We start from the raw sequence: 25,266 nt of genomic DNA on the forward strand, positions 1-25,266 counted from the left end.
TAATATTATGAATAAAAAAAAAAAAAATACAAAAATATGGAATATAAAATTAGCAAAACAAATTGCAAAAAAAGAATCTATTATATTAACAATTGAACATTTAGAGATTATTTATTTTATTAGAGATATTTATAATAAATATAAAATTATTCCACCAAATAGAATGTTATTAAAATTAATGAAAAAAAAATTTGAAAAAAAAAAATGTAATAATATATATATATTATCACTTTTTCCTAAAGGAATTAATAAACAAGCAAATAAAATTGCAGGATTACCAAAATCAAATATATGCTTATAATTTAATGATTTATAATTAATATAATATTAAAAATTATCATAATAATAATAGACCAATAAAATAATAATCTTGAAAAATTATAATAATTTAATAATAAAAAATATATATAAGATATAAATAACCATATAAAACTAAAAAACAATAAAATTAAAAAATATATTATATTAATATAATGAAAAATATAAAATAAAATAATTATTATTATAAATAAAAAAATATAAAAAATAATATTTTTGATTGTTATTAATTTTCCTTTTTTAATAACAATAGTTGGTATATTAGCAATTTGATAATCTGTATTATTAATAATTAATATTGAATATGAATGAGCAATCTGCCAAAAAATAAATAATAAAAATAAAAGAATACATTTTAAATCTATATAATTTGATATAGCACAATATCCAATTAATGGAGGTATAGCACCTGAAATACTACCAAAAAAAATATCATAAATTGAAGTACGTTTTAAATAATAACTATATATAATGACATAAAAAAAAAATCCTATAATAGATAATAAACATGATAATAAATTTACTTTATTTAAAAAAATAAATATACTCAATACAAAAAATAAACATCCAAAAAATTTAGAATAAAAAATTAAATGATTAGATATTATTAGAAGTCTTTTTTTTGTTCGATACATTTTTTTATCAATATCAATATCAATAATATTATTAAAAATACATCCAGAAGAAATAATAAAAAAAGTTCCAAGCAATGTAAAAAATAATAATGAAAAATTACATTTTTCAAATTTAGAAAAATAAAATCCACCTAATACTGCAATTAAATTCACAAAAATAATTCTTGGTTTAATTAATTTAATATAATTATTCATTATTAATAATATATTTAACATTTCATATGATTATTTAAATGATACATAATCCAAATTGAACCAAAAATAATAATAAAAATCACTAATATTGAAAAAATTAAAAATATAATATTCCAATAATTTTTTTTAGAAAAATTTAAATGTAAAAAATATTTTAAATGAACAAAAATCTGAATACATGAAAATATTATTATTAATTTTATAGTAATATTTGAACTAAAATAATTTTTAAAAACTAAAAAAAATGGTATTAATGTTAAAAATAAAGAAAATAAAAATCCTAAAATATATAATTTAATTTCTTTATAAAAGTTTTTATTTTTTAATGTCAAATTATTCATGATATATTCCCAAATAAATATACTATAGTAAAAATACAAACCCAAATAATATCTAAAAAATGCCAAAATAAACTAAAACATAAAATTCGAATATAAATAATATTATTAGAATGTAATTTATTTATTTGAAAAAAAATTCCTAATAACCATAATAAACCAATAATAATATGTATACCATGCATACCAATTAAAGTAAAAAAAGAAGATAAAAATCCATTTTTTTGTGGAGTATAACCTATTTTTTTTAAATTATAAAATTCATATATTTCTAAAAAAATAAAAAATAATCCTAATAAAAAAGTTAATATTAAAGAAAAATATAAAAAAAATATTTTTTTATATTTTGCACTAATAACTAAAAATCCACAAAAAATAGAACTTAATAATAATATTATTGTTTCAAAAAAAACAATTTTTAAATTAAAAATATGTTGATATTCTAATTTATGAACATACATTATACAATAAACTGCAAACATAGTAGCAAATAATATGCAATCACTCATTAAATATAACCATAATCCAAGCATATTATTAATTTTTACTTCATTTAAATAATGTGAAATATGATTAGTATGTTTTTTAATAATATTTTGAATCATTTTTTTTCCTTTTTAAAAATAAATTTTTTATTTTCTATTTTTTTTACTTCTGAACTTAAAATATAATAACTATCTTGATAAAAAGAATAAATAAAGAAAATTAACATACTAAAAATAAAAGAAAAAATACATATTAACCAAATATGCCATACCATAGAAAAACCTATAAAAAATGAAAAAATACCTAAAATAATTCCTAAAGCAGTATTTTTAGGCATGTGAATATCATAATAAATTTTTTTATCTTTTAATAATTTATTAGTTTTTTTATACCAAAAATCATCTATACTTAAAACATTTGGAATATGTGCAAAATTATAAATTGGAGGTGGAGAAGAAGTACTCCATTCTAATGTTCTTCCATCCCATGGATCTCCATTATTATCAGAATTTATATTTTTATATTTAATAGAAATATAAAATTGAATTATTTGACATAGAATTCCAATTAATATTAATACTGCTCCAATTATAGAAATAGATAACATAAAATGAAATTTATGATCAATATTTTGACTAAGTCTACGAGTCATTCCCATTAATCCTAAATAATATAATGGCATAAAAGCAAGAAAAAATCCTAATATCCAAAAATAAAAAGCTAATTTTCCCCAAAATTCATCTAATTTAAATCCAAATAATTTTGGAAACCAATATGTAATTCCTGCAAAACAACCAAAAACAACTCCTCCAATAATTACAGTATGAAAATGTGCGACTAAAAATACACTATTATGTAAAATAAAATCAATAGCTGGAATTGATAAAATAACTCCTGCCATACCACCTATAGTAAATGTTATTAAAAATCCAATAGTCCAAAGCATAGCTGAATGCATATGAATACGACCTTGATACATAGTAAATAACCAATTAAATATTTTTACTCCTGTAGGAATTGCAATAATCATAGTAGTAATTCCAAAAAAAGCATTTACATTTGATCCAGAACCCATAGTAAAAAAATGATGTAACCAAACTATAAAAGATAATATGGTAATAGAAATTGTAGCCCAAATAAGAGAAGTATAACCAAATAAAGTTTTTTTAGAAAATGTAGATACAATTTCAGAAAAAATACCAAATGCTGGTAATATTAAAATATATACTTCAGGATGCCCCCAAATCCAAATTAAATTAATATAAATCATGGGATTTCCACCTAAATTATTAGTAAAAAAATGAAATCCACAATAACGATCTAAACTTAATAATATTAACGTTATAGTTAAAACTGGAAAAGCAGAAATAATTAAAATATTTGAACAAAGAGCAGTCCAAATAAATACTGGCATTTTAAATAAATTCATTCCTGGTGCACGCATTTTTAAAATTGTGACAATAAAATTTATTCCACTTAAAGTAGTACCAATTCCAGATATTTGTAAACTCCAAATCCAATAATCTACACCTACTCCAGGACTATATTGAATTTCTGAAAGTGGAGGATAGGCTAACCATCCAGTTTTAGCAAATTCACCAATTGCTAATGAACAATTAATTAATAAAGCTCCGCTAAAAGTTAACCAAAAACTTAAATTATTTAAAAAAGGAAATGCTACATCTCTAGCACCAATTTGTAATGGTATAATTAAATTCATTAATGATATAATTAAAGGCATAGCAACAAAAAAAATCATAATTACACCATGAACAGTAAAAATTTGATCATAATGATGAGAAGGTAAAAATCCTTTATATCCCATGGAAGCATAAAATTGTTGCAATCTCATCATTAAAGCATCAATAAAACCTCTAAATAACATAACAATAGCTAATATAAGATACATAATTGATATTTTTTTATGATCAACTGAAGTAAACCATTCACACCATAAATATTTCCATTTTTTTAAGTATGTAATTTTAAAAAAAATAAAAGATAAAATTAAAAAAATAATAATACACGTAATCATAATAATTGGTTCATTATATGGAATATCTGTTATTTTTAATTTTCCAAACATAATATTTCCTTTATAAATATAAATAATTTATTTACAAAAATTATCGTGATGAATAATAAAGAATTTTATTAAATAAATCAGGACAAACAGAAGAAAAATATCTTATAGGATGTAATGAATTTGGTTTAGATATTAAATTAAATTTATAGAGAGTATCTAATTTATATGGAACATGTTGAACTCTTTTTACCCACTTATAAAAAATTTTTTGATTTGGAACAACAATAACATTAAATTTCATATTAGAAAATTCAGAACCATTATAATTAGATGAAATTCCTTTATATTGTCCTGGAAATTTTGCTATTAAATTTAATACACTTTTCATTTTATTCATAGCATAAATTTGACTACCTAATTTAGGAATAAAAAAAGCACTCATTACAGAATTTGAAGTAATATTAAAAATAATAGGAGTATTATTAGGTATAAAAATTTCATTTAAAGTAGCAATATGTTGTAATGGATATATAAATAACCAATTCCAATCTAATGCTACTACATTTATTATAATAGGTTTATTTATAGATATAATTTTTTTCCTAGGATCTAATTCATGCGATGAAGTCCATGCTAAAGTTCCAAGAAAACAAACAATCATAACAGGAAAAAACCATATCATTAATTCAACTTTTCTAGAATGAGACCAATTTGGTTTATAAGTACTCATTTTAAAATCACGATATTTATAAACAAAAAATAATGTCATTAAAATTACTGGTATTACTAATGTTAACATTGCAATAAAAGACATAAAAATTAATCTATATTGTTTTATTGCTATTTCTCCTGTAGGATGAAAAATAGAATTACGAAAACCAAATAATAAAAATATTCCACAAAATAATATTATTTTTTCAAAAATATTTTTCTTATTCATATAATTATTTAACCTCAAAAAAAATATTTTTTATTATTAATATTACATATTGTATTATTAATATTTTTTATTAATAATAAAATATTTAATATTAATAAAAAATTTAAAATTTTATTATTAAATATTATTCAATATAAAATAATTATATAATTAAAAAAAATAAATTTAATATTTATGTTAAAAAAAATACAAAAATATTTTAATACTAATCTTGTAATGATATATGACAATACTAAAAAACACAAAAATAATAATAATAAAAAACATTTCACATTAATTATTATTAGTGATTATTTCTTAAAAATAAAAATGTTACATAGACATCAAAAAGTTTATAAATTATTATATTCAGAAATGAAAAATAAAATTCATGCAATCTCTATATATACATACACTATTAATGAATGGAAAAATAATAAAATTCAAAAAAAATATAATATTAATTGTAAATTTTCAAATATTTAAAAAAACAAATAAAATTTACATAAAATAAATTATAATATTAAAAATTATAATATAATAAATATTATAATATAAATATAGGATGTATAATGAAATTTATTTTAAAAAATAAAAATAATTTTGAAAAAGAAATTAATATTACTATTCCATTAAAAAATATACAAGAATTAAAAAAAAAAGAAATAATTAAAATAAGAAAAACGACAAATATTAATGGATTTAGAAAAAATAAAATTCCAATTCATATTATTGAAAATAAATATCATGAAAAAATTAAAAAAAATATAATAAAAAATATTATTTATGATAATTTAAAAAAAATTATTAAAATAGAGAAATTAAATATTATTAATGAACCAAAAATTATTATTCATCAATATAATAATAATTCTGATTTTATTTATTCAATATTTATTCAATCTATTCCAGATATTGATCTTAATATATTAAAAAAAATTAACATTAAAAAAATAAAAATTATTATTAATGATTTAGATATTGAATATTATATTCATCATGTAATTAATCATGAAATATCTTGGAAAAAAAATATAAATCAAATTCAAAAAAATGATAAAGTAATTATTAATTATAATATTAAAAAAAAAAATATTTTTCATCAATTAAAAAATAATAAAATAACATTATTAATGAATCAAAATAAAATTCTTCCTCAAATACAACAACAATTATTAAATAAAAAATCCGGAGATACTTTTCTAGTAGAAATAAATGTTCCAATTAAACATCCAGATATAAAATATCAAGGAAAAAAAATAATATTAAAAATTCATATTAATAAAGTATTATCTCCTAAAAAAATATATTCAAAAAAAAAAATTATAAAACATTTACAAAATATATTTAATATAAATCATTTTTCAGATTTAAAAATAATTATTAAAAATCAATTAAAAAAAGAAATTGATAATTTAGAATATAAATATTTAAAAAATCAAATTATAAAAAAAATAATAAAATCTAAAATTATTAAAATTCCAAAAGAATTTTTATATAAAAAATTAAAAAAAATAGAAAAAAAAATTAATAAAGAATATATTCAAAATAAAGGAAATATTATTGAATTAAAATATTATAATAATTTAAAAAAAAATATATTAAAAGAAATTCAAATTGATCTATTTATGCAATTAATAATCAAAAAAAATAAAATTAATGTAACAAAAGAAGAAATAAAAAATTATATAAAAAATACATCACAAATAAATGAAAATTTTATAAAAGAAATTCAAATTCAAAAAAATAAAAATCATATTTATAATAATTTATATAATATTATTTTAGAAAAAAAAATTATTAATTATTTATTAAATTTATTTTTTATTCAAAATAAAACATATAATTTAAAAAAGGTTATAAAAAATTTCAATCAATAAAAATATTCATTTTAATACATTAAAATAATAAATATTTAAATAGGATAATGCATGTTAAAATATATAAAAAAAAATATATTACAATCTCAATTAATACCAATGGTAATTGAAAAAACTAAGAATGGAGAACGATCATATGATATTTATTCTCGATTATTAAAAGAAAGAATTATTTTTATTTCAGGAACAATTGAAGATAATATGTGTAATACAATTATTGCACAAATGTTATTTTTAGAATCAAAAAATCCTAAAAAAGATATTTTTTTATATATAAATTCTCCAGGAGGAGTAGTTACTTCTGGAATGTCTATTTATGATACTATGCAATTTATTAAACCAGATATTAATACTATTTGTATAGGACAGGCCTGTTCAATGGCTGCAATACTATTATGTTCTGGTACTCCTGGAAAAAGATTCTGTTTAAAAAATTCAAGAATTATGATACATCAACCTATTGGAGGTTGTAAAGGACAGGCATCTGATATTATGATACATACACAAGAAATTATAAAAACAAAAAATGTTATTAATAAAATTCTTGCATTTCATACTGGACAAAATATTTCTAAAATAGAACAAGATACAGAACGAGATCATTTTTTTAATGCAAAAGAATCAATTAAATATGGATTAGTAGATTCAATATTAAAATCTAGAAAAAATAAAAATATATAATTTTTAAGTATATTTATTTAAAATATTATAAAATATTAATTATTATTTTAAATAAAAATAAATAATATAAAAATCTTTTCATTATATAAATAATAATCGGAAAAATACATTCAATATGAATTTAAATGAAAATTTTAATATTTTATTAACTCCAAAAAAAATAAAAAAAAAATTAGATGAGTATATAATTGGACAAGAAAAAGCAAAAAAAATATTATCAGTATCAGTATATAATCATTATAAAAGAATTATATATTTAAATAATAATCAAGATAATAATATTGAAATAAAAAAAAGTAATATATTACTTATTGGTCCTACGGGTTGTGGAAAAACATTATTAGCAGAAACTATGGCAAAAATATTACAAATTCCATTTGTTATTGCTGATGCTACTTCTTTAACAGAAGCAGGATATGTAGGAGATGATGTTGAAAGTATTTTACAAAAATTATTACAAAATTGTCAATATAATATATCTAAAGCTGAAAAAGGAATTATATATATAGACGAAATTGATAAAATATGTAAAAAATCTGAAAATGTATCTATTACAAGAGATGTTTCTGGTGAAGGAGTACAACAAGCTTTATTAAAAATTATGGAAGGTACAATAGCATCTGTTCCACCTCAAGGAGGTAGAAAACATCCTAATCAACCATGCTTACAACTTAATACATCAAATATACTTTTTATTTGCGGAGGAACATTTGATGGATTAAAAAAAAATATAAATAAACATTATAAAAAAAATATAAAAATTGGATTTAATAATTTTATTAATAATAATATTAATAAAAAAAAAAATACTAATTTAAATGATATTACATCAAAAGATTTAATTCGATTTGGATTAATTCCAGAATTTATTGGACGTTTACCAATTATTGTTACTTTAAATCATATGAATCAAAATATGTTATGTCAAATTTTATGTAAACCTAAAAATTCAATAATTAAACAATATAAAAAATTATTTTTAATGGACAATACTATATTAGAATTTGAAGAAAATGCAATTATAGAAATTGCAAAACAAACATTAAAAAATAAAATTGGAGCACGAGGATTAAGATCAATTATAGAAGATTTATTATTAGATACAATGTATAATTTACCTTCTATGAATAATGTTAAAAAAATACTCATTAATAAATTCGTAGTACAAAAAAAAATAAACCCAATAATTATTTTTCATCAAAAATAATTAAAAATAAAAATATTTTTTTTAAATTAACTATATATTAAATTATAAAAATATTTATTACAAAATAAATAAAAATAACTGAAATAATTATTATTTATTAAAATTATACAAATATTATCATTAAATTAAGAGAATTATATGAATTCTGAATGTTCGAAAAATATTGTAATTCCAATATTACCACTGAGAGATATAGTAATATATCCTAATGTAATAATACCATTATTTGTAGGACGTAAAAAATCAATTGAGTGTATTAAATTTGCATTAAAAGATAATAAAAAAATTATGTTAGTAACACAAAAAAAATCAAAAGTAGATGATCCTAAAATTAATGAATTATTTAGTATTGGAACAATATCAAAAATATTACAAATATTTACATTACCTGATGGAACAATAAAAATTTTAATAAAAGGTATAAAACGTGGAAAATTAAAAAAAATATATGAAAATGAGCATTTTTTTACTGCAGAAATTGAAAAAATTAATTCTTATGAAACTGATAAAAAAAAAATTACAATATTTATGAAAATTGTAATTGAAAAATTTGAAAAATATTTACAATTTAATAAAAATATTCCAATTGAAATATTACAATCATTATATAAAATTCAAAATGCATCAAAACTATCTAATATAATATCATCACATATATCATTAAAATTAGAAGATCAACAAAAAATTTTAGAAATGCTTAATATTAATAAAAGGTTAGAATATTTAATATCAACAATGGAATCAGAAATTGAATTATTTAAAATAGAAAAAAAAATAAAAAATCGTATACAAAATAATATAGAAAAAAATCAAAAAGAATATTATTTAAATGAACAAATAAAAGCTATTCAAAAAGAATTAGGTGAAATAGAAGGTATTACTAATGAATGTGATATATTAAAAAATAAAATTAATAAATTAAAAATACCTAAAATAGTAAAAAATAAAGCATTATTAGAATTAAAAAGATTAAAAATGATGTCTTCAATATCAGCTGAAGCATCTGTTATAAGAGGTTATATTGATTGGATTATAAAAGTACCATGGTCTTATAAAAGTAAAACTAAAAGAAACATAAATACAGCAAAAAAAATATTAGATAAAGATCATTTTGGATTAAAAAAAGTAAAAAATAGAATTTTAGAATATTTAGCAGTACAATCTCGAACTAATAAAATAAAAGGACCTATTTTATGTTTAGTTGGACCTCCAGGAGTTGGAAAAACATCTTTAGGAAAATCTATTGCAAAAGCTACAGGTAGAAAATATGTTCGTATGGCTTTAGGAGGTATACGAGATGAAGCAGAAATTAGAGGTCATAGAAGAACTTATATTGGATCACTTCCAGGAAAAATTATACAAAATATAGTTAAAGTTGGTGTAAAAAATCCATTATTTTTATTAGATGAAATTGATAAAATATCAAATGATATAAGATTTGATCCTATTTCAGCATTATTAGAAGTATTAGATCCAGAACAAAATTCTAATTTTAATGATCATTATTTAGAATTAGATTATGATTTATCAAATGTAATGTTTATTGCTACTGCAAATTCAACAAATATTCCAGCTCCTTTACTTGATAGAATGGAAATAATTCATGTTTCCAGTTATACTGAAGAAGAAAAATTTAATATTGCAAAAAATTATTTAAAACCAAAACAAATTATAAGACACGCATTAAAACAAAATGAAATAAAAATTTCAGATAATGCTATAAGAAATATTATTTATTATTATACACGAGAAGCAGGAGTTAGAGGATTAGAAAAATCAATTGCTAAAATATGTAGAAAAGTAGTAAAAAATTTACTTACAAATATAAATATTACAAGTATTACTATAGATGAAAAAAATTTAAAAAAATATTTAGGAATTAAAAAATTTCAATATGGAAAAATAAATCATAAAAATCAAATTGGACAAGTAAATGGATTAGCTTGGACGGAAGTAGGAGGAGATTTATTAACTATTGAAACTGCTTGTGTTCCTGGAAAAGGAAAATTAATTTATACAGGATCTTTAGGTGATGTTATGAAAGAATCTATACAAACAGCACTAACAGTTGTAAGATCACAAGCAAAAAAATTAAAAATTCAAACTGATTTTTATGAAAAATATGACATACATGTACATATTCCTGAAGGAGCGACACCTAAAGATGGACCAAGTGCAGGAATTGCTATTTGTACTGCTATTGTATCTGCATTAACAAATAATCCCGTAAAATATAATATTGCTATGACTGGAGAAATTACATTAAATGGTAATGTATTAATTATTGGAGGATTAAAAGAAAAATTATTAGCAGCTCATAGAGGAAAAATAAAAAATATTATTATTCCATATCAAAATAGATATAATTTAGAAGAAATACCTAAAAATATTTTATCTAATTTAATTATACATCCAGTAAAAAAAATTAAAGAAGTATTATTACTGTCTTTAAATAATAAACCATATATCATATAAAATTTACATAATACTTGGCTGGAAATATTAATTTTTAAATCCAGCCCATATAAAAATATATAAATATAATATTAAAAAAATATAATTATTAATATATTTAAAAAATATATATATTTTTAATTTTAAAATTTAAATATAAATATTTAAAAAAAATAATAGGATATTTTGTGCAATTATTTAATAAAATTTCTTGGTATTTTTTAAAAGAATGGAAACAATATTTAGGATCTATTATTTTATTAATTATAATAGCAATTTTACAACTCATACCTCCCAAAATAGTGGGTATATTAATAGATAATATAATAATAAAAAAAAAATATGAAAATTTATTATTTTATTGGATTGGATTAATATTTTTAATTTCTTTAATAATATATTTTTTACGATATATATGGAGGATATTATTATTTGGTGCAGCATATAAATTAGCTATGATATTAAGAATAAAAATATATCAATATCTTAGTAAAAAAAATAAAACATTTTATCTCCAATATAGAACAGGAGATTTAATGGCACGAGCAACAAATGATATCGATAAAGTAGTATTTGCTGCAGGTGAAGGTGTATTAACATTAATTGATTCAATGATAACAGGAATGTTAGTATTAACAATCATGATTACACAAATTAATTGGAAATTAACTTTTTTATCATTACTTCCAATGCCAATTATGACGTTCATTATTACTAAATACGGAAAAAAATTATTTTTTGCTTTTCAAAAATCACAAAAAACATTTTCTAATTTAAATAATCAAACTCAAGAAAGTTTAACAAATATTTATACAATTAAAGGATTTGGATTAGAAAACTATGAAATTAATAAATTTAAAAAAATAACTGATGATGTTAATAAAAAAAATATTATTGTTTCTAAAATTGATGCTAAATTTGATCCAATTATTTATTCTTCTATTGCATTTTCTAATGTATTAACTATATCTTCAGGAAGTTATTTTATTTGGAATAATTATATTACTATTGGACAATTAACTAGTTTTATGATGTATTTAGGATTAATGGTTTGGCCAATGTTAGCATTAGCATGGATGTTTAATATAGTTGAAAGAGGAAGTGCAGCATGGAATCGAATACAAATAATTCTTCAGAAAGATTTATTTATTCAATCTGGATCAAAAAATATAATTAATGATCAAAAAAATATCATAATTAAAATTAAAAAATTTAAATATCCTCAAACTAATAGTTATGTTTTAAAAGATATTTTTATAAAAATGAATTTTAATCAAATTATTGGAATTTGTGGACCAACTGGAAGTGGAAAAAGTACACTTTTAAATTTAATTCAAAAAAATTTTCATATTAATAAAGGAAATATTTTTTATGATAATACTCCAATAAATAAATATAATACATTACAATGGAGAAAAAAAATATCATTTGTTCATCAATTTACATTTTTATTTTCTGATACTATAAAAAATAATATTAATTTAGGAAATATTAAAAATGCAAATAAAAAAATAAAATATATTTCAAAATTAACAAAAATTCATAATGATATTATGAAATTTCCTGATAATTATAAAACTAAAATTGGTGAACAAGGTATTATGTTATCTGGAGGACAAAAAAAAAGAATTGCAATTGCAAGATCATTATTATTAAATTCAGAAATTTTAATATTAGATAATGCGCTTTCTGCAATAGATCGACCAACACAATATAGTATTTTAAAAAATATAAAAAAATGGAAAAAAAATAATCATACAATTATTATTTCAACACATGAATTAGGCATATTAAAAGAATTAGATAATATATTTATTATACAAAATGGAACTATTAAAAATCAGGGTACACATTATGAACTAATGAAATATGAAAATTGGTATAGTAAAATGTATAAAATACAAAAGTTAAATAAAATTATATAATAATATATTTTTAAAAGAGGATAAATATGGCTAATTTAATTAGAGGTTGGCCAACATTAAAAAGATTATTAAGATATGGAAAAGATCATAAAAAAATAATTATTATAGCATTTTCAATATTATTTATTGCATCTTGTTCTGAAATATTAGGACCAGTATTAATTAGTTATTTTATTAATAATATTCTTACCAAAAAAATATTAAAAAAAAAAATAATTTTAATATTCTTTTTTTTATATCTAATTACACAAATAACTTCTATGATTTTGAATTATTTTCAAACTGTATTTTTTAATAAAATAGCAATTAAAATTATACAAAAATTAAGAATAGAAATTATATCATCAACATTATATCAACCATTATTTTTTTTTAATGAACAACCTATTGGAAAAATCGTTTCTATTATTACAAACGATACAGAAGTAATTAAAGAATTATATGATACTGTATTAACTAATATATTTAAAAATATATCTTTAATATCAGTAACATTATTTACAATGTATATTTTAAATTGGAAAATGGCAATAATTTCAACAATATTATTTCCATTAGTTGTAATTATTATATTTATATATCAATATTATAGTGCACCAATATTACGAAAAATAAGAATATATTTAGGTAAAATTAATCATGAATTTAATGAAGTTATTAATGGAATGTTTCTTATTCAAGAATTTTCTCAAGAAAAAAAATTTGAAAAATCTATTAAGTATACTAGTAAGTTACATTATGAGTCAAAAATAAAAGTTTTAAAATTAGAAGGTTTTTTATTAAGACCATTAATTAGTTTTTTTTCTTCATTAATATTATGTGGATTAATGGTATTATTTATTTTATCACCTAATGGAAAATTAGGTATTGGTACATTATATGCATTTATTAGTTATTTAAATCGTTTAAATGAACCTTTAATTACTATAACAACACAACAATCAATATTACAACAAGCTATAGTTGCTGGAGAAAGAATATTTAATATTATTGATTCTAAAAAACAAGAATATGGTAATGATTCAATTCAATTAAATACAGGATCAATTAATATTTCAAATGTTAATTTTCAATATAATAAAAAATCACCTATGATATTAAATAATATTAATTTAAAAATTAATTCTAAAAATTTTATTTCTATTGTTGGAAAAACAGGAAGTGGGAAAAGTACATTAATTAATTTATTAATGGGATATTATCCTGTAACAAATGGCATAATTTATCTTGATAATCGACCAATATCATCATTAAGTTATAAAGTATTACGTCATGGAATATGTATGGTACAACAAGAACCAATTATTTTCACTGGAACAATTAAATCTAATATTACTTTAGGAAAAAATATTTCTAAAAAAGAAATATGGAAAGTTTTAAAAACTGTTCAATTATATTCTTTTGTTAAATCATTACCAAATCAAATGGATTTTATATTAAAAGAAAAGGGAAATAACTTATCAATTGGACAAAAACAATTATTATCTATAGCAAGAATTTTAATACTAAAACCAAAAATATTAATATTAGATGAAGCTACAGCAAGTATTGATTCAGAAACAGAACAATTAATTCAAAAAACATTAATTTCAATTAGAAAAAAATCAACTTTAATTATAATAGCTCATCGATTATCAACAATTATTAAATCTGATAAAATCGTTGTATTAAAAAACGGAAATATTGTTGAAATTGGAAATCATAAAACACTTATTAAAAATAAAAAAACATATTATAAAATGTATAATATGAAATAAAAAATAAAATTATATTCTAGCTCGCAATACCTGTATTCACTTAATTTAGCTGCTTCTTTCCAGACCTGACTAGTTATTTAAGTTATTACAGTATTGGAGCTAGAAAAAATAAATATAAATTCATATAACAATATAATAATACACAAAAATAATAAAAATTACAAATATTAATTTAATATTATATATAAATATAAAAAAATAATATTTATGAATTATAAAATTTTAGCAAGAAAATGGAGACCAAAATCTTTTTTAGATATTATTGGTCAAAAATATATAGTAAAGGCAATAATAAATAGCTTTAAATTAAATAAAATTCATCAAGCTTGGATTTTTTCTGGAACTAGAGGAATAGGAAAAACAACAATTGCTAGATTATTAGCAAAATCGTTAAATTGTAAAAATCAAAATTTAGGATTATCATGTAATAATTGCAATAATTGTAAAGATATTGAAAAATTATGTTTTCCAGATTTATTAGAAATAGATGCTGCATCAAAAACAAAAGTAGAAGAAATTAAAGATTTACTAGATACAATAAAATACGCTCCAATAAGAGGAAAATATAAAATATATCTTATTGATGAAGTACACATGTTATCTAAACATAGTTTTAATGCATTATTAAAAATTTTAGAAGAACCACCACAATATGTAAAATTTATTTTAATTACTACAGAAATTAACAAATTACCTGATAGTATTATTTCAAGATGTATATTTTTTAATTTACAATCCATAAATTATTCAAAAATTCAAAATTATTTAAAAAATATCTTAAAATTAGAAAAAATTAATTTTGAAGAAAAAGCATTACAGATTATTGCTGAATATGCTAATGGTAGTATAAGAGATGCATTAAATTTAACTGAACAGGCAATATTATTAAGTAATTCAAATATAAAAAAAAAATATGTATTAAAAATGTTTGGAATGATTAATAAAAATCATATATTAAAAATAATAATATTAATTTTAAAAAAAAACACTATTGAATTAATTGATCATTTAAAATTAATTTATAATTCTAATATAGAATTAGAACAAATATTAATTGAAATGTTAAAAATATTTCATAATATTATTATATTTAAAAAAATACCTTATAATAATATTAAAAAATTATCAAAATATCAAAAAAAAATATTAAAATTATCAAAATTAATACATTATCAAGAATTACAAATATTTTATAAAATTATATTAAATGGAAAAAAAAATTTATATTTTTTTCCTAATACAAGAATAGGAATTGATCTTATTTTATTAGATATGTTACATTCTATAAAAAATAAATTTATTTTATAATTAAAATATAATAAAATAATTAAAAAATTTTTAATAAAATTAATATCATTATTTATATTTATATTAAAATAATTTTTTAAAAGGATTATTAATTATGTTTGATAAAAATAATATTGGAAATTTAATGCAACATGCACAAAAAATGCAAGAAAAAATTAATAAAATACAAAAATCATTAGATAATTTACAAGTTCAAGGAGAATCAGGAGCAGGATTAGTAAAAATTATAATGAATGGAAAACATAATTGTATTAAAATACATATTGATACAAGTTTAATAAAAAAAAAAGAAAAAGAAATACTTGAAGATTTAATAGTAGCAGCATTTAATGATGCAAATAGAAAAATTGATGAAGAAAAAAAAAATAAAATATCTAATATTACTCCTGGAATGCCTTTTTCTAATAATATTAACTCATTAGTATAAATTTAATTTTATTAATAAAAAAGAAACTATAATTTAAATAATAAAATATTTTATAATGGAAATTATATATGAATATAAATAAAAAAGAAAAATACGAATTTCAATCTGAAACAAAACAATTATTAAATTTAATGATACATTCTTTATATTCTAATAAAGAAATATTTATTAGAGAATTAATTTCTAATGCTTCTGATGCAATTGATAAAATGAGATTTAAACTATTATCACAAAAAATAAATAACAAAAACTATAAAATGAGAATTAGAATAATTATAAATAAAGAGGAAAGAAAAATTATTATTTCTGATAATGGTATTGGAATGAAAAAAAATGAAATAATTAATAATTTAGGAGTTATTGCAAGTTCTGGAACAAGACGTTTTTTAGAATCATTACCTAATAATAACATTAATAATAATCAATTAATTGGAAAATTTGGTGTTGGATTTTATTCTGCATTCATTGTATCTGATAAAGTAATTGTAAAAACAAAGCATATTGATGAAATTAATGAAAATAATGGAATTATGTGGGAATCTTCAGGTAAAGGTAATTATTTTATTAAAAAAATTAATAAAATTAAAAATGGAACAGATGTTGAATTATATTTAAAAAAAGAAGAAAATCAATTTTTAGAAGAATGGAAATTACGTGAAATTATTAATAAATATTCGGATCATATTTCTATTCCAATTGAAATTCAAGAATATGATAAAATTAAAAAAAATCAATCTTGGAAACAAATTAATAAAGCAAAAGCATTATGGACATTAAATAAATCTGAAATTAAAGAACATGAATATAAAGAATTTTATCAAAATATTACAAAAGATATAAATGAACCATTAACTTGGATACATAATAAAGTTGAAGGAATACATGAGTATATTAGTTTATTATATATTCCAAGTAAATTAACATGGAATATTCTTGATCAGGAAAATAAAAAAAATGGATTAAAATTGTATGTTAAAAAAATTTATATTATGGATGATGCTAATCAATTTTTACCTAATTATTTAAGATTTATAAAAGGTATTTTAGATACAGATAATTTACCATTAAATATTTCTAGAGAAATTTTACAAGAAAACCATATTACTACAGTTTTAAAAACATCATTAACAAAAAAAGTATTAAAATTAATTCATTTATTATCTTTAGAAAAAAATGAAAAATATAAAATTTTTTGGAAGGAATTTGGATTAATTTTTAAAGAGGGAATCGTAGAAGATATAAAAAATCAAGAAAGAATTGCTAGTTTATTGAGATTTACTTCTATTAAAAATAATTCTAAAGAGCAAACATTATCTTTAGATCAATATATTAATAATATGCATGAAAAACAAAATAAAATATATTTTCTTATTGCAGATAATTATAATACAGCAATTACTAGTCCTCATTTAGAGATATTTTATAAAAATAATATAGATGTTTTACTATTATCAGATAAAATTGATGATTGGATGATGAATTATTTAATTGAATTTAAAGGAAAAAAATTTCAATCTATAAATAAAATAGATCAAAATTCTGAAAATTTATTTAATAATTCTAATAAAAATATTATAATTACTCCAGAAATTGAAAAATTTTTAAATAAAATTAAAACAATTTTAAAAGAAAAAGTTCAATCAGTACAATTAAGTACAAGATTAATTAAAAGTCCAACAATATTAATTGCAGATAAAAATAATATTAGTCCACAAATGTCAAAATTATTTATAGCAGCAGGACAAAAAATTCCTCCAACAAAATATACTTTTGAAATTAATATTAATCATCCGTTAATTATTAAAATAATGAATATTCAAGATAATACAATTAATGATTGGATTCACATGTTATTTAATCAAGCATTACTTTCTGAACATGGAACATTAGAAAATCCAAATGATTTTATAAAAATAATCAATAAATTATTAATAAAATATTAATATGAAAATTATATTATTTGGACCTCCAGGATCAGGAAAAGGAACTCAAGCTAATTTAATTATGAATACATACCATATACCTAAAATATCTGTTGGAGACATATTAAGAAATATTATTTCAAAAAAAAATAAATTTAGTAATATAATTAAAAAAAAAATAGACAATGGAATATTAATTGACGATCATATTATTATTAACTTAATAAAAAAAGAAATTAAAAATAAAAATTGTATAAATGGTTTTATATTAGATGGATTCCCAAGAACTATTTTACAAGCTAAAGAAATGGAAAAAAATAATATTTTTATTAATTATATTATTGAATTAAAAGCTTCAAAAGAAATTATTTATGATCGTATTTTAGGAAGAAGAATTCATCTTAATTCTGGAAGAATTTATCATATTAAATATAATCCTCCAAAAATTCCAGAAAAAGATGATTTAACGCAAGAAAAATTAATTATTAGAAAAGATGATAATATAAATACTATAAATAAAAGATTATTAGAATATAAAAAAATAAAAAATAAAATTTTACAATTTTATCAAAAAAAAATAAAAAATAAATATATAAAATATATTAAAATTAATTCTCAAAATAATATTAAAGATATTTTTATAAAAATAAAAAAAATATTAAATAAATAAATATTTCAAAACTTAAAATATTATATTTTAAATATTACGCTCTATAGGATTCGAACCTATGACCTACGGCTTAGAAGGCCGTTGCTCTATCCAACTGAGCTAAGAGCGCTTAAAAATAAAAATATTTAAAACATATAATTAATATTATTATACTATAATAATATATTAAAATCTATATTTTAAATAATAAAAAAATATGAATATATCAAATAAAATTATTAATGGAAAAGAAATTGCAGAGACAATAATTCAAAAAATTAAAAAAACAGTTCAACATGAAACAAGATTTAGAAAAAGACCACCAGGATTAGCAGTAATTTGGACTTCAAATAATTTATCTTCAAAACTATATGTACAAAAAAAAAAAATTGCTTGTAATCAAGTAGGATTTTTTTCTGAAGAATGGAATTTAAAAAATAATATTACAGAAATAGAAATTATTAATTTAATTAAAAAATTAAATTTAAATCATAAAATTGATGGAATTTTAGTACAACTTCCATTACCAAAAAATATTAATACCATGAAAATTATTGAATCAATTAATCCTAAAAAAGATGTAGATGGATTTCATCCATATAATATAGGATGCTTATGTCAAAAAAAACCAAAACTAAGACCTTGTACACCTCGGGGAATTATTACATTATTAAAACAATATAATATTAATTTATATGGAATAAATGCTACAATAATAGGAGCATCTAATATTGTTGGAAGACCTATGGGATTAGAATTATTATTATCGGGTTGCACAACAACTATTACTCATAGATTTACTATTAATATAAAAGAACATATTAAAAAATCTAATTTAATTATTGTTGCAGTTGGAAAACCTAATTTTTTAGATGATAAATATATTAAATCAAAACCTATTATTATAGATGTAGGAATAAACAGATTACCATATAAAAATAAAATAATAGGAGATGTAAACTTTAAAAAAGTATTACCAAAAGTATCTTATATTACTCCAGTTCCAGGAGGAGTAGGACCTATGACTGTTGCTACTTTATTAAAAAATACATTAGAAGCATATCAAGAAAAATATCAATATAATATTTAAAAAAAATATATTTATATATTAAAAAATACTATTTTTTTAAAAAAAAATTAGGATCTTGATTTAATAAACCAATTATATTTGCTAAATATTTTAATTGATATATTAATTGTATGGCTATTTTTTTTTTATCTTTATTAAATAAATTTTTAATTTTTTTTAATAAAGAAAATAAAATTGATATTGCCTGGGGGGTATTAAAATCATCATGAAGAGCATTAAAAAAATTTGTACAAAAATACTGATATTTAATATAAAATTTTTTATTTAATATAACATTATTATCTATCTTATTAATAATAATATATAATTTTCTTAATGATTGATAAGCGCTATTTAAATTTTTTATATTATACAATAACGGTTTACGATAATGCGTTAATAAAAAAAAATATCGTATTACTTCTGAATTATATAATTTTAATAAATTTTTTAAAAATACAGTATTTTTTAAAGATTTAGACATTTTTTTATTATTAACTAATAATGAACCAACATGAATCCAATATTTACCATAATTTTTAACATTATAAAAACACATAGATTGTGCTCTTTCATTTTCATGATGAGGAAATAATAAATCTACACCGCCTCCATGAATATCAACATTTTTTCCAAAAAAATTATGATTGATAGCAGAACATTCTATATGCCATCCAGGTCTTCCAATACCCCAAGGAGAATTCCAATTTGGAAGATCTAATTGATCTAATTTTTTCCATAAAACAAAATCATTTTTACAAATTTTATTATTATAATCAATAAAATTTTTAAATTTTAATTTATTAATTTTTTGTTTAGAAAGTTCACCATAATTTTTACAATGAGAAATTGAAAAAACTACATCTCCATTTTTAGAAATATAAGCGTAATTTTTATTTATTAATTTATTAATTATAGAAATAATATCTTGAATATGATTAGTAACTTTAGGTTGAAAGTCTGGATTAATTAAACCTAAATTCAAAAAATCTTGATTCATAGATTTAATCATTCGATTAGTTAATAAATCAATATTTTCATTATTTAATTTAGCTGATTTAATAATTTTATCATCAATATCAGTAATATTACGGATATATTGTACTTTATATTTACAATATCTTAAATATTTAATAATCATATCAAAAATAGTAAATGTTCTAGCATGACCAATATGACAATGATCATAAACAGTAATTCCACAAACATAAATATTAATTATTTTTTCACAAATTGGAATAAATATTTCTTTTTTTTTTGTTAAAGTATTAAAAATTTTTAACATTATTAACTCTTAAATAAAATACTTTAAATTTAAAAATAAATAAAATTAATATAAAATATTAAATTATATTATTAATGATATTTTCACCACAGAACAATAATAAAAATATTTTCACTGTGGCGAATATGTCATATTAATAAATATACATTAAAATTAAAAAATATAACAATTATAAACTAACAACATTAGCCGCTGATGGTCCTTTCGCTCCTTCAGTAATTTCAAATTCAACACTTTGTCCTTCTGACAAAGTCTTAAATCCATTACTTTGAATAGCAGAAAAATGTACAAACACATCTTTACTGCCATCTTCTGGAGTAATGAAACCAAAACCTTTAGATTCATTAAACCATTTCACATTACCCTTAATCTTAGACATCTAAATTACCTTTTTAACCAAAAACAAATATATAAACAAAATTTAAAATGGAAATGAACACAATATAAATTATATAAAGGTCTTTAATATACCCACTAAAAAATTTTCAAAAATTACCAATTAACTACTAATGATAAAAAATAAAAAATAATTTTTATCGATTATCAAAAATATAAAAAATTAAATAATATATATAAATATTATTATTTTAATATTAAAATATATTTTTATATTTTATTTTACATAAATAAATAATATTTAATTATTAAAATATAAAAAAATTCATCCTGGTAATTTCCTACTCTTGCACAAGGAAACCTTGTACTACCATCGGCGTTGTAATATTTCACTTCTGAGTTCGATATGGATTCAGGTGTTACCATTACGCTATATTTACCAGGATATAAATATAAAATTAATAAAAAACAACTATAGCTTGAAAGATCAAGCCTCTCGGGTCATTAGTACTGGTTAGCTTAACATATCACTATGCTTACACACCCAGCCTATCAACGTTGTAGTCTTCAACGTCCCTTCAGTAGACTTTCGTCTCAGGGAAGACTAATCTTGGGGCAAGTTTCGTGCTTAGATGCTTTCAGCGCTTATCTTTTCCGCATATAGCTACCGGGCAATGCCATTGGCATGACAACCCGAACACCAGTGATGCGTCCACTTCGGTCCTCTCGTACTAGAAGTAGCCCCCCTCAATCTTCCTGCGCCCACGGCAGATAGGGACCGAACTGTCTCACGACGTTCTAAACCCAGCTCGCGTACCACTTTAAATGGCGAACAGCCATACCCTTGGGACCTGCTTCAGCCCCAGGATGTGATGAGCCGACATCGAGGTGCCAAACACCGCCGTCGATATGAACTCTTGGGCGGTATTAGCCTGTTATCCCCGGAGTACCTTTTATTTGTTGAGCGATGGCCCTTCCATACAGAACCACCGGATCACTAAGACCTGCTTTCGCATCTGCTCGCGTTATCACGCTCGCAGTTAAACTGGCTTATGCCTTTGCACTAACCTCACGATTTCCGACCGTGATTAGCCAATCTTTGTGCTCCTCCGTTACTCTTTAGGAGGAGACCGCCCCAGTCAAACTACCCACCAGACACTGTCTCTATACCGGATTACGGTACTAGGTTAGAATATTAAATTTTAAAGGGTGGTATTTCAAGGTTGGCTCAATTAAACCTGGCGATTTAATTTCATAGCCTCCCACCTATCCTACACATTAAAAATTAATAATCAATGTCAAGCTATAGTAAAGGTTCACGGGGTCTTTCCGTCTTGCCGCGGGTATACTGCATCTTCACAGCAATTTCAATTTCACTGAGTCCCAGGTGGAGACAGTCTAGCCATCATTACGCCATTCGTGCAGGTCGGAACTTACCCGACAAGGAATTTCGCTACCTTAGGACCGTTATAGTTACGGCCGCCGTTTACCGGGGCTTCGATTAGGAGCTTCAAGTTACCTTTAACTCCCTCAATTAACCTTCCGGCACCGGGCAGGCGTCACACCGTATACGTCCACTTTCGTGTTTGCACAGTGCTGTGTTTTTAATAAACAGTTGCAGCCAGCTGGTATCTTCGACTAATTTCAGCTCAAAGAGTAAATCTTATCACTTACAATTAGTGTGCCTTATCCCGAAGTTACGGCACCATTTTGCCTAGTTCCTTCACCTGGGTTCTCTCAAGCGCCTTGGTATACTCTACCTAACTACCTGTGTCGGTTTTGGGTACGATTTAATATTTACCTTTAGCTTAGAGGATTTTCTTGGAAGTGTGGTATTAATTACTTCATTACCGTAGTAATTCGTCATCACGCCTCAACTTAAAAATAACCGGATTTGCCTAGTTATTATATCTACACGCTTAAACCAGGATAACCGTCACCTGGATAATCTAACCTACTTCGTCTCCCCATCGCAGTAAAAATTAAGCACAGGAATATTAACCTGTTTTCCATCGATTACGCCTTTCGGCCTCACCTTAGGAGTCGGCTTACCCTGCCTCGATTAACGTTGGACAGGAAACCTTAGTTTTTCGGCGAGCAGGTTTTTCACCTGCTTTATCGTTACTCATGTCAGCATTCGCACTTCTGATACCTCCAAAGCATTTTTCAATACTTCTTCACAGGCTTACAGAACGCTCCTCTACCCAATAAAAAAAAATCTTTTTATTGCCACAGCTTCGGTATATAGTTTTAGCCCCGTTAAATCTTCCGCGCAGGCTGACTTGACCAGTGAGCTATTACGCTTTCTTTAAATGATGGCTGCTTCTAAGCCAACATCCTGGTTGTCTATGACTTCCCACATCGTTTCCCACTTAACTATAATTTTGGGACCTTAGCTGGTGGTCTGGGTTGTTTCCCTTTCCACAACGAACGTTAGCACCCGCTGTGTGTCTCCCATGATAACATTCTTTAGTATTCGGAGTTTGCATCGGATTGGTAGACCGGTATGGCCCCCTAACCGAAACAGTGCTCTACCCCCAAAGATGAATTCATGAGGCGCTACCTAAATAGCTTTCGAGGAGAACCAGCTATCTCCCGGTTTGATTGGTCTTTCACCCCTAACCATAGGTCATCCGCTGATTTTTCAACATCAGTCGGTTCGGTCCTCCAGTTAGTTTTACCTAACCTTCAACCTGCCCGTGGCTAGATCACCGGGTTTCGGGTCTGTATCTTGCAACTTATCGCCCATTTAAGACTCGGTTTCCCTTCGGCTCCCTGAATAAGTTAACCTTGCTACAAAATACAAGTCGCTGACCCATTATACAAAAGGTACGCAGTCACCTGATAAATTAGGCTTCTACTGCTTGTACGTATATGATTTCAGGATCTATTTCACTCCCCTAACCGGGGTTCTTTTCACCTTTCCCTTACGGTACTAGTTCACTATCGGTCAATCAGGAGTATTTAGCCTTGGAGGATGGTCCCCCCGTCTTCAAACAAGATTTCTCGTGTCCCGTTTTACTTTTTGAGTCCACTAATTTAATTTTTTTAATATACTGGGCTATCACCATGTATCGCTATTTTTTCCAAAATATTCTACTAAAAATTAAAAAGATTTTGACTCTAGGCTTTTCCCTTTTCGCTCGCCACTACTAAGAGAATCTCAATTGATTTCTTTTCCTCAAGATACTTAGATGTTTCAATTCTCTTGGTTTGCTTTATTAACTTATGTATTCAGTTAATAATGACATTAAATGTCGGGTTTCCCCATTCGGATACTATCGGTTATAACGCTTCTTATCAGCTTACCGATAATTTTCGCAGATTAGCACGTCCTTCATCGCTTCTGATTGCCAAGGCATCCATCATATACGCTTACTCGCTTGATCTAACAATCTATAATTGTTTTTTATTAATTTTATATTTTTAAAGAGCATTTTATATTTTAT

At 21.6% G+C, this 25,266-nt stretch carries 20 protein-coding genes, 1 tRNA gene, 2 rRNA genes and 1 other RNA gene; 13 read left to right on the plus strand and 11 right to left on the minus strand.

The genetic code is table 11. The features are described from left to right. Positions 1 to 7: 7 nt before the first annotated feature. Positions 8 to 301, plus strand: coding sequence for a TusE/DsrC/DsvC family sulfur relay protein (locus D9V81_RS01550; protein ID WP_158349553.1), 294 nt, complete (start codon positions 8 to 10; stop codon positions 299 to 301). Position 302: 1 nt separating this feature from the next. On the opposite strand, the gene cyoE is transcribed toward D9V81_RS01550, so the two are convergent. From cyoE to cyoA, 5 genes are read right to left on the minus strand one after another with little or no spacing between them, the layout of a single operon-like run. Further along, the gene (cyoE, locus tag D9V81_RS01555; protein ID WP_187306084.1) at positions 303 to 1,148 is read right to left on the minus strand and encodes a heme o synthase; all 846 of its coding nucleotides are present in this window, start codon (positions 1,146 to 1,148) and stop codon (positions 303 to 305) included. A 14-nt stretch (positions 1,149 to 1,162) separates the two neighbouring features. After that, on the minus strand, positions 1,163 to 1,489 hold the full coding sequence (cyoD, locus tag D9V81_RS01560) for a cytochrome o ubiquinol oxidase subunit IV (protein WP_158349555.1): 327 nt from the start codon (positions 1,487 to 1,489) through the stop codon (positions 1,163 to 1,165). After that, complete coding sequence (locus D9V81_RS01565; protein ID WP_158349556.1) at positions 1,486 to 2,091, minus strand: cytochrome c oxidase subunit 3; 606 nt, start codon at positions 2,089 to 2,091, stop codon at positions 1,486 to 1,488. Before D9V81_RS01565 ends, cyoD begins: the two co-directional genes overlap by 4 nt. Further along, positions 2,088 to 4,058, minus strand: a complete 1,971-nt coding sequence (gene cyoB, locus D9V81_RS01570) for a cytochrome o ubiquinol oxidase subunit I (protein WP_158349557.1) — start codon at positions 4,056 to 4,058, stop codon at positions 2,088 to 2,090. The genes D9V81_RS01565 and cyoB overlap by 4 nt, the downstream gene beginning before the upstream one ends. Positions 4,059 to 4,098: 40 nt before the next feature. Further along, complete coding sequence (gene cyoA, locus D9V81_RS01575) at positions 4,099 to 4,938, minus strand: ubiquinol oxidase subunit II (RefSeq protein WP_261978185.1); 840 nt, start codon at positions 4,936 to 4,938, stop codon at positions 4,099 to 4,101. A gap of 174 nt (positions 4,939 to 5,112) precedes the next feature. On the opposite strand from cyoA, the gene D9V81_RS01580 reads away from it, so the two are divergent. The 7 genes from D9V81_RS01580 (at position 5,113) to D9V81_RS01610 (ending at position 14,821) form a co-directional block, all read left to right on the plus strand. Then, positions 5,113 to 5,403, plus strand: coding sequence for a BolA family protein (locus D9V81_RS01580; RefSeq protein WP_158349559.1), 291 nt, complete (start codon positions 5,113 to 5,115; stop codon positions 5,401 to 5,403). Between the two features lie 86 nt (positions 5,404 to 5,489). After that, positions 5,490 to 6,797: a trigger factor gene (gene tig, locus D9V81_RS01585; protein ID WP_158349560.1), complete on the plus strand. Its 1,308-nt coding sequence runs from the start codon at positions 5,490 to 5,492 to the stop codon at positions 6,795 to 6,797. Positions 6,798 to 6,848: 51 nt separating this feature from the next. Further along, complete coding sequence (gene clpP, locus D9V81_RS01590) at positions 6,849 to 7,478, plus strand: ATP-dependent Clp endopeptidase proteolytic subunit ClpP (protein ID WP_158349561.1); 630 nt, start codon at positions 6,849 to 6,851, stop codon at positions 7,476 to 7,478. Positions 7,479 to 7,593: 115 nt separating this feature from the next. Next, positions 7,594 to 8,685, plus strand: a complete 1,092-nt coding sequence (gene clpX / locus D9V81_RS01595; protein ID WP_158349562.1) for an ATP-dependent Clp protease ATP-binding subunit ClpX — start codon at positions 7,594 to 7,596, stop codon at positions 8,683 to 8,685. A gap of 138 nt (positions 8,686 to 8,823) precedes the next feature. After that, positions 8,824 to 11,160, plus strand: coding sequence for an endopeptidase La (gene lon / locus D9V81_RS01600; protein ID WP_158349563.1), 2,337 nt, complete (start codon positions 8,824 to 8,826; stop codon positions 11,158 to 11,160). Between the two features lie 167 nt (positions 11,161 to 11,327). Then, positions 11,328 to 13,064, plus strand: a complete 1,737-nt coding sequence (locus D9V81_RS01605; RefSeq protein WP_158349564.1) for an ABC transporter transmembrane domain-containing protein — start codon at positions 11,328 to 11,330, stop codon at positions 13,062 to 13,064. 26 nt (positions 13,065 to 13,090) lie between these two features. Next, the gene (locus D9V81_RS01610; RefSeq protein WP_158349565.1) at positions 13,091 to 14,821 is read left to right on the plus strand and encodes a SmdB family multidrug efflux ABC transporter permease/ATP-binding protein; all 1,731 of its coding nucleotides are present in this window, start codon (positions 13,091 to 13,093) and stop codon (positions 14,819 to 14,821) included. A 10-nt stretch (positions 14,822 to 14,831) separates the two neighbouring features. Here the strand turns inward: D9V81_RS01610 and ffs are convergent. After that, positions 14,832 to 14,927: signal recognition particle sRNA small type (ffs, locus tag D9V81_RS01615), an RNA gene on the minus strand. 101 nt (positions 14,928 to 15,028) lie between these two features. On the opposite strand from ffs, the gene dnaX reads away from it, so the two are divergent. The 4 genes from dnaX to D9V81_RS01635 all read left to right on the plus strand — a co-directional run bounded on the left by dnaX (position 15,029) and on the right by D9V81_RS01635 (position 19,148). Then, entirely contained in the window at positions 15,029 to 16,129 is a 1,101-nt protein-coding gene (gene dnaX, locus D9V81_RS01620; RefSeq protein ID WP_158349566.1) for a DNA polymerase III subunit gamma/tau, read from the plus strand. A gap of 94 nt (positions 16,130 to 16,223) precedes the next feature. After that, a complete protein-coding gene (locus D9V81_RS01625) occupies positions 16,224 to 16,556 on the plus strand; it encodes a YbaB/EbfC family nucleoid-associated protein (protein ID WP_158349567.1) in 333 nt (110 codons plus the stop codon). A gap of 74 nt (positions 16,557 to 16,630) precedes the next feature. Next, the gene (gene htpG / locus D9V81_RS01630) at positions 16,631 to 18,499 is read left to right on the plus strand and encodes a molecular chaperone HtpG (RefSeq protein ID WP_410051739.1); all 1,869 of its coding nucleotides are present in this window, start codon (positions 16,631 to 16,633) and stop codon (positions 18,497 to 18,499) included. 1 nt (position 18,500) lies between these two features. After that, positions 18,501 to 19,148 carry an adenylate kinase family protein gene (locus D9V81_RS01635; protein WP_158349569.1) on the plus strand — a complete coding sequence of 216 codons (648 nt, stop codon included), beginning with the start codon at positions 18,501 to 18,503 and terminating at the stop codon, positions 19,146 to 19,148. Positions 19,149 to 19,183: 35 nt separating this feature from the next. On the opposite strand, the gene D9V81_RS01640 is transcribed toward D9V81_RS01635, so the two are convergent. Continuing rightward, a tRNA-Arg gene (locus tag D9V81_RS01640) sits at positions 19,184 to 19,257 on the minus strand. A gap of 87 nt (positions 19,258 to 19,344) precedes the next feature. Between D9V81_RS01640 and folD the strand changes: the two genes are divergently transcribed. Further along, positions 19,345 to 20,217, plus strand: a complete 873-nt coding sequence (folD, locus tag D9V81_RS01645; RefSeq protein ID WP_410051735.1) for a bifunctional methylenetetrahydrofolate dehydrogenase/methenyltetrahydrofolate cyclohydrolase FolD — start codon at positions 19,345 to 19,347, stop codon at positions 20,215 to 20,217. A gap of 28 nt (positions 20,218 to 20,245) precedes the next feature. On the opposite strand, the gene cysS is transcribed toward folD, so the two are convergent. From cysS to D9V81_RS01665, 4 genes are all read right to left on the minus strand, one after another. After that, complete coding sequence (gene cysS / locus D9V81_RS01650; protein WP_158349570.1) at positions 20,246 to 21,481, minus strand: cysteine--tRNA ligase; 1,236 nt, start codon at positions 21,479 to 21,481, stop codon at positions 20,246 to 20,248. 169 nt (positions 21,482 to 21,650) lie between these two features. Then, positions 21,651 to 21,860 (minus strand): transcription antiterminator/RNA stability regulator CspE, encoded by a 210-nt coding sequence (cspE, locus tag D9V81_RS01655; RefSeq protein WP_158349571.1) that lies wholly within the window; start codon positions 21,858 to 21,860, stop codon positions 21,651 to 21,653. A gap of 285 nt (positions 21,861 to 22,145) precedes the next feature. Further along, positions 22,146 to 22,261, minus strand: a 5S ribosomal RNA gene (rrf, locus tag D9V81_RS01660). A gap of 39 nt (positions 22,262 to 22,300) precedes the next feature. Then, positions 22,301 to 25,206 (minus strand): 23S ribosomal RNA (locus tag D9V81_RS01665). Positions 25,207 to 25,266 lie beyond the last annotated feature (60 nt).

This window comes from Buchnera aphidicola (Therioaphis trifolii) (genome assembly GCF_005080705.1).
Lineage (GTDB): Bacteria > Pseudomonadota > Gammaproteobacteria > Enterobacterales > Enterobacteriaceae > Buchnera_L > Buchnera_L aphidicola_X.

Excerpts from the sequence above, each read along its gene's own strand:
- clpP (WP_158349561.1), top strand. The coding sequence starts at position 6,849 with ATGTTAAAATATATAAAAAAAAATATATTACAATCTCAATTAATACCA.
- D9V81_RS01550 (WP_158349553.1), top strand. The coding sequence starts at position 8 with ATGAATAAAAAAAAAAAAAATACAAAAATATGGAATATAAAATTAGCA.
- D9V81_RS01635 (WP_158349569.1), top strand. The coding sequence starts at position 18,501 with ATGAAAATTATATTATTTGGACCTCCAGGATCAGGAAAAGGAACTCAA.
- lon (WP_158349563.1), top strand. The coding sequence starts at position 8,824 with ATGAATTCTGAATGTTCGAAAAATATTGTAATTCCAATATTACCACTG.
- cyoD (WP_158349555.1), bottom strand. The coding sequence starts at position 1,489 with ATGAATAATTTGACATTAAAAAATAAAAACTTTTATAAAGAAATTAAA.
- dnaX (WP_158349566.1), top strand. The coding sequence starts at position 15,029 with ATGAATTATAAAATTTTAGCAAGAAAATGGAGACCAAAATCTTTTTTA.
- D9V81_RS01610 (WP_158349565.1), top strand. The coding sequence starts at position 13,091 with ATGGCTAATTTAATTAGAGGTTGGCCAACATTAAAAAGATTATTAAGA.
- cyoA (WP_261978185.1), bottom strand. The coding sequence starts at position 4,938 with ATGAATAAGAAAAATATTTTTGAAAAAATAATATTATTTTGTGGAATA.
- tig (WP_158349560.1), top strand. The coding sequence starts at position 5,490 with ATGAAATTTATTTTAAAAAATAAAAATAATTTTGAAAAAGAAATTAAT.
- D9V81_RS01565 (WP_158349556.1), bottom strand. The coding sequence starts at position 2,091 with ATGATTCAAAATATTATTAAAAAACATACTAATCATATTTCACATTAT.
- D9V81_RS01580 (WP_158349559.1), top strand. The coding sequence starts at position 5,113 with ATGTTAAAAAAAATACAAAAATATTTTAATACTAATCTTGTAATGATA.
- cspE (WP_158349571.1), bottom strand. The coding sequence starts at position 21,860 with ATGTCTAAGATTAAGGGTAATGTGAAATGGTTTAATGAATCTAAAGGT.
- cyoB (WP_158349557.1), bottom strand. The coding sequence starts at position 4,058 with ATGTTTGGAAAATTAAAAATAACAGATATTCCATATAATGAACCAATT.
- cysS (WP_158349570.1), bottom strand. The coding sequence starts at position 21,481 with ATGTTAAAAATTTTTAATACTTTAACAAAAAAAAAAGAAATATTTATT.
- cyoE (WP_187306084.1), bottom strand. The coding sequence starts at position 1,148 with ATGAATAATTATATTAAATTAATTAAACCAAGAATTATTTTTGTGAAT.
- D9V81_RS01625 (WP_158349567.1), top strand. The coding sequence starts at position 16,224 with ATGTTTGATAAAAATAATATTGGAAATTTAATGCAACATGCACAAAAA.
- clpX (WP_158349562.1), top strand. The coding sequence starts at position 7,594 with ATGAATTTAAATGAAAATTTTAATATTTTATTAACTCCAAAAAAAATA.
- folD (WP_410051735.1), top strand. The coding sequence starts at position 19,345 with ATGAATATATCAAATAAAATTATTAATGGAAAAGAAATTGCAGAGACA.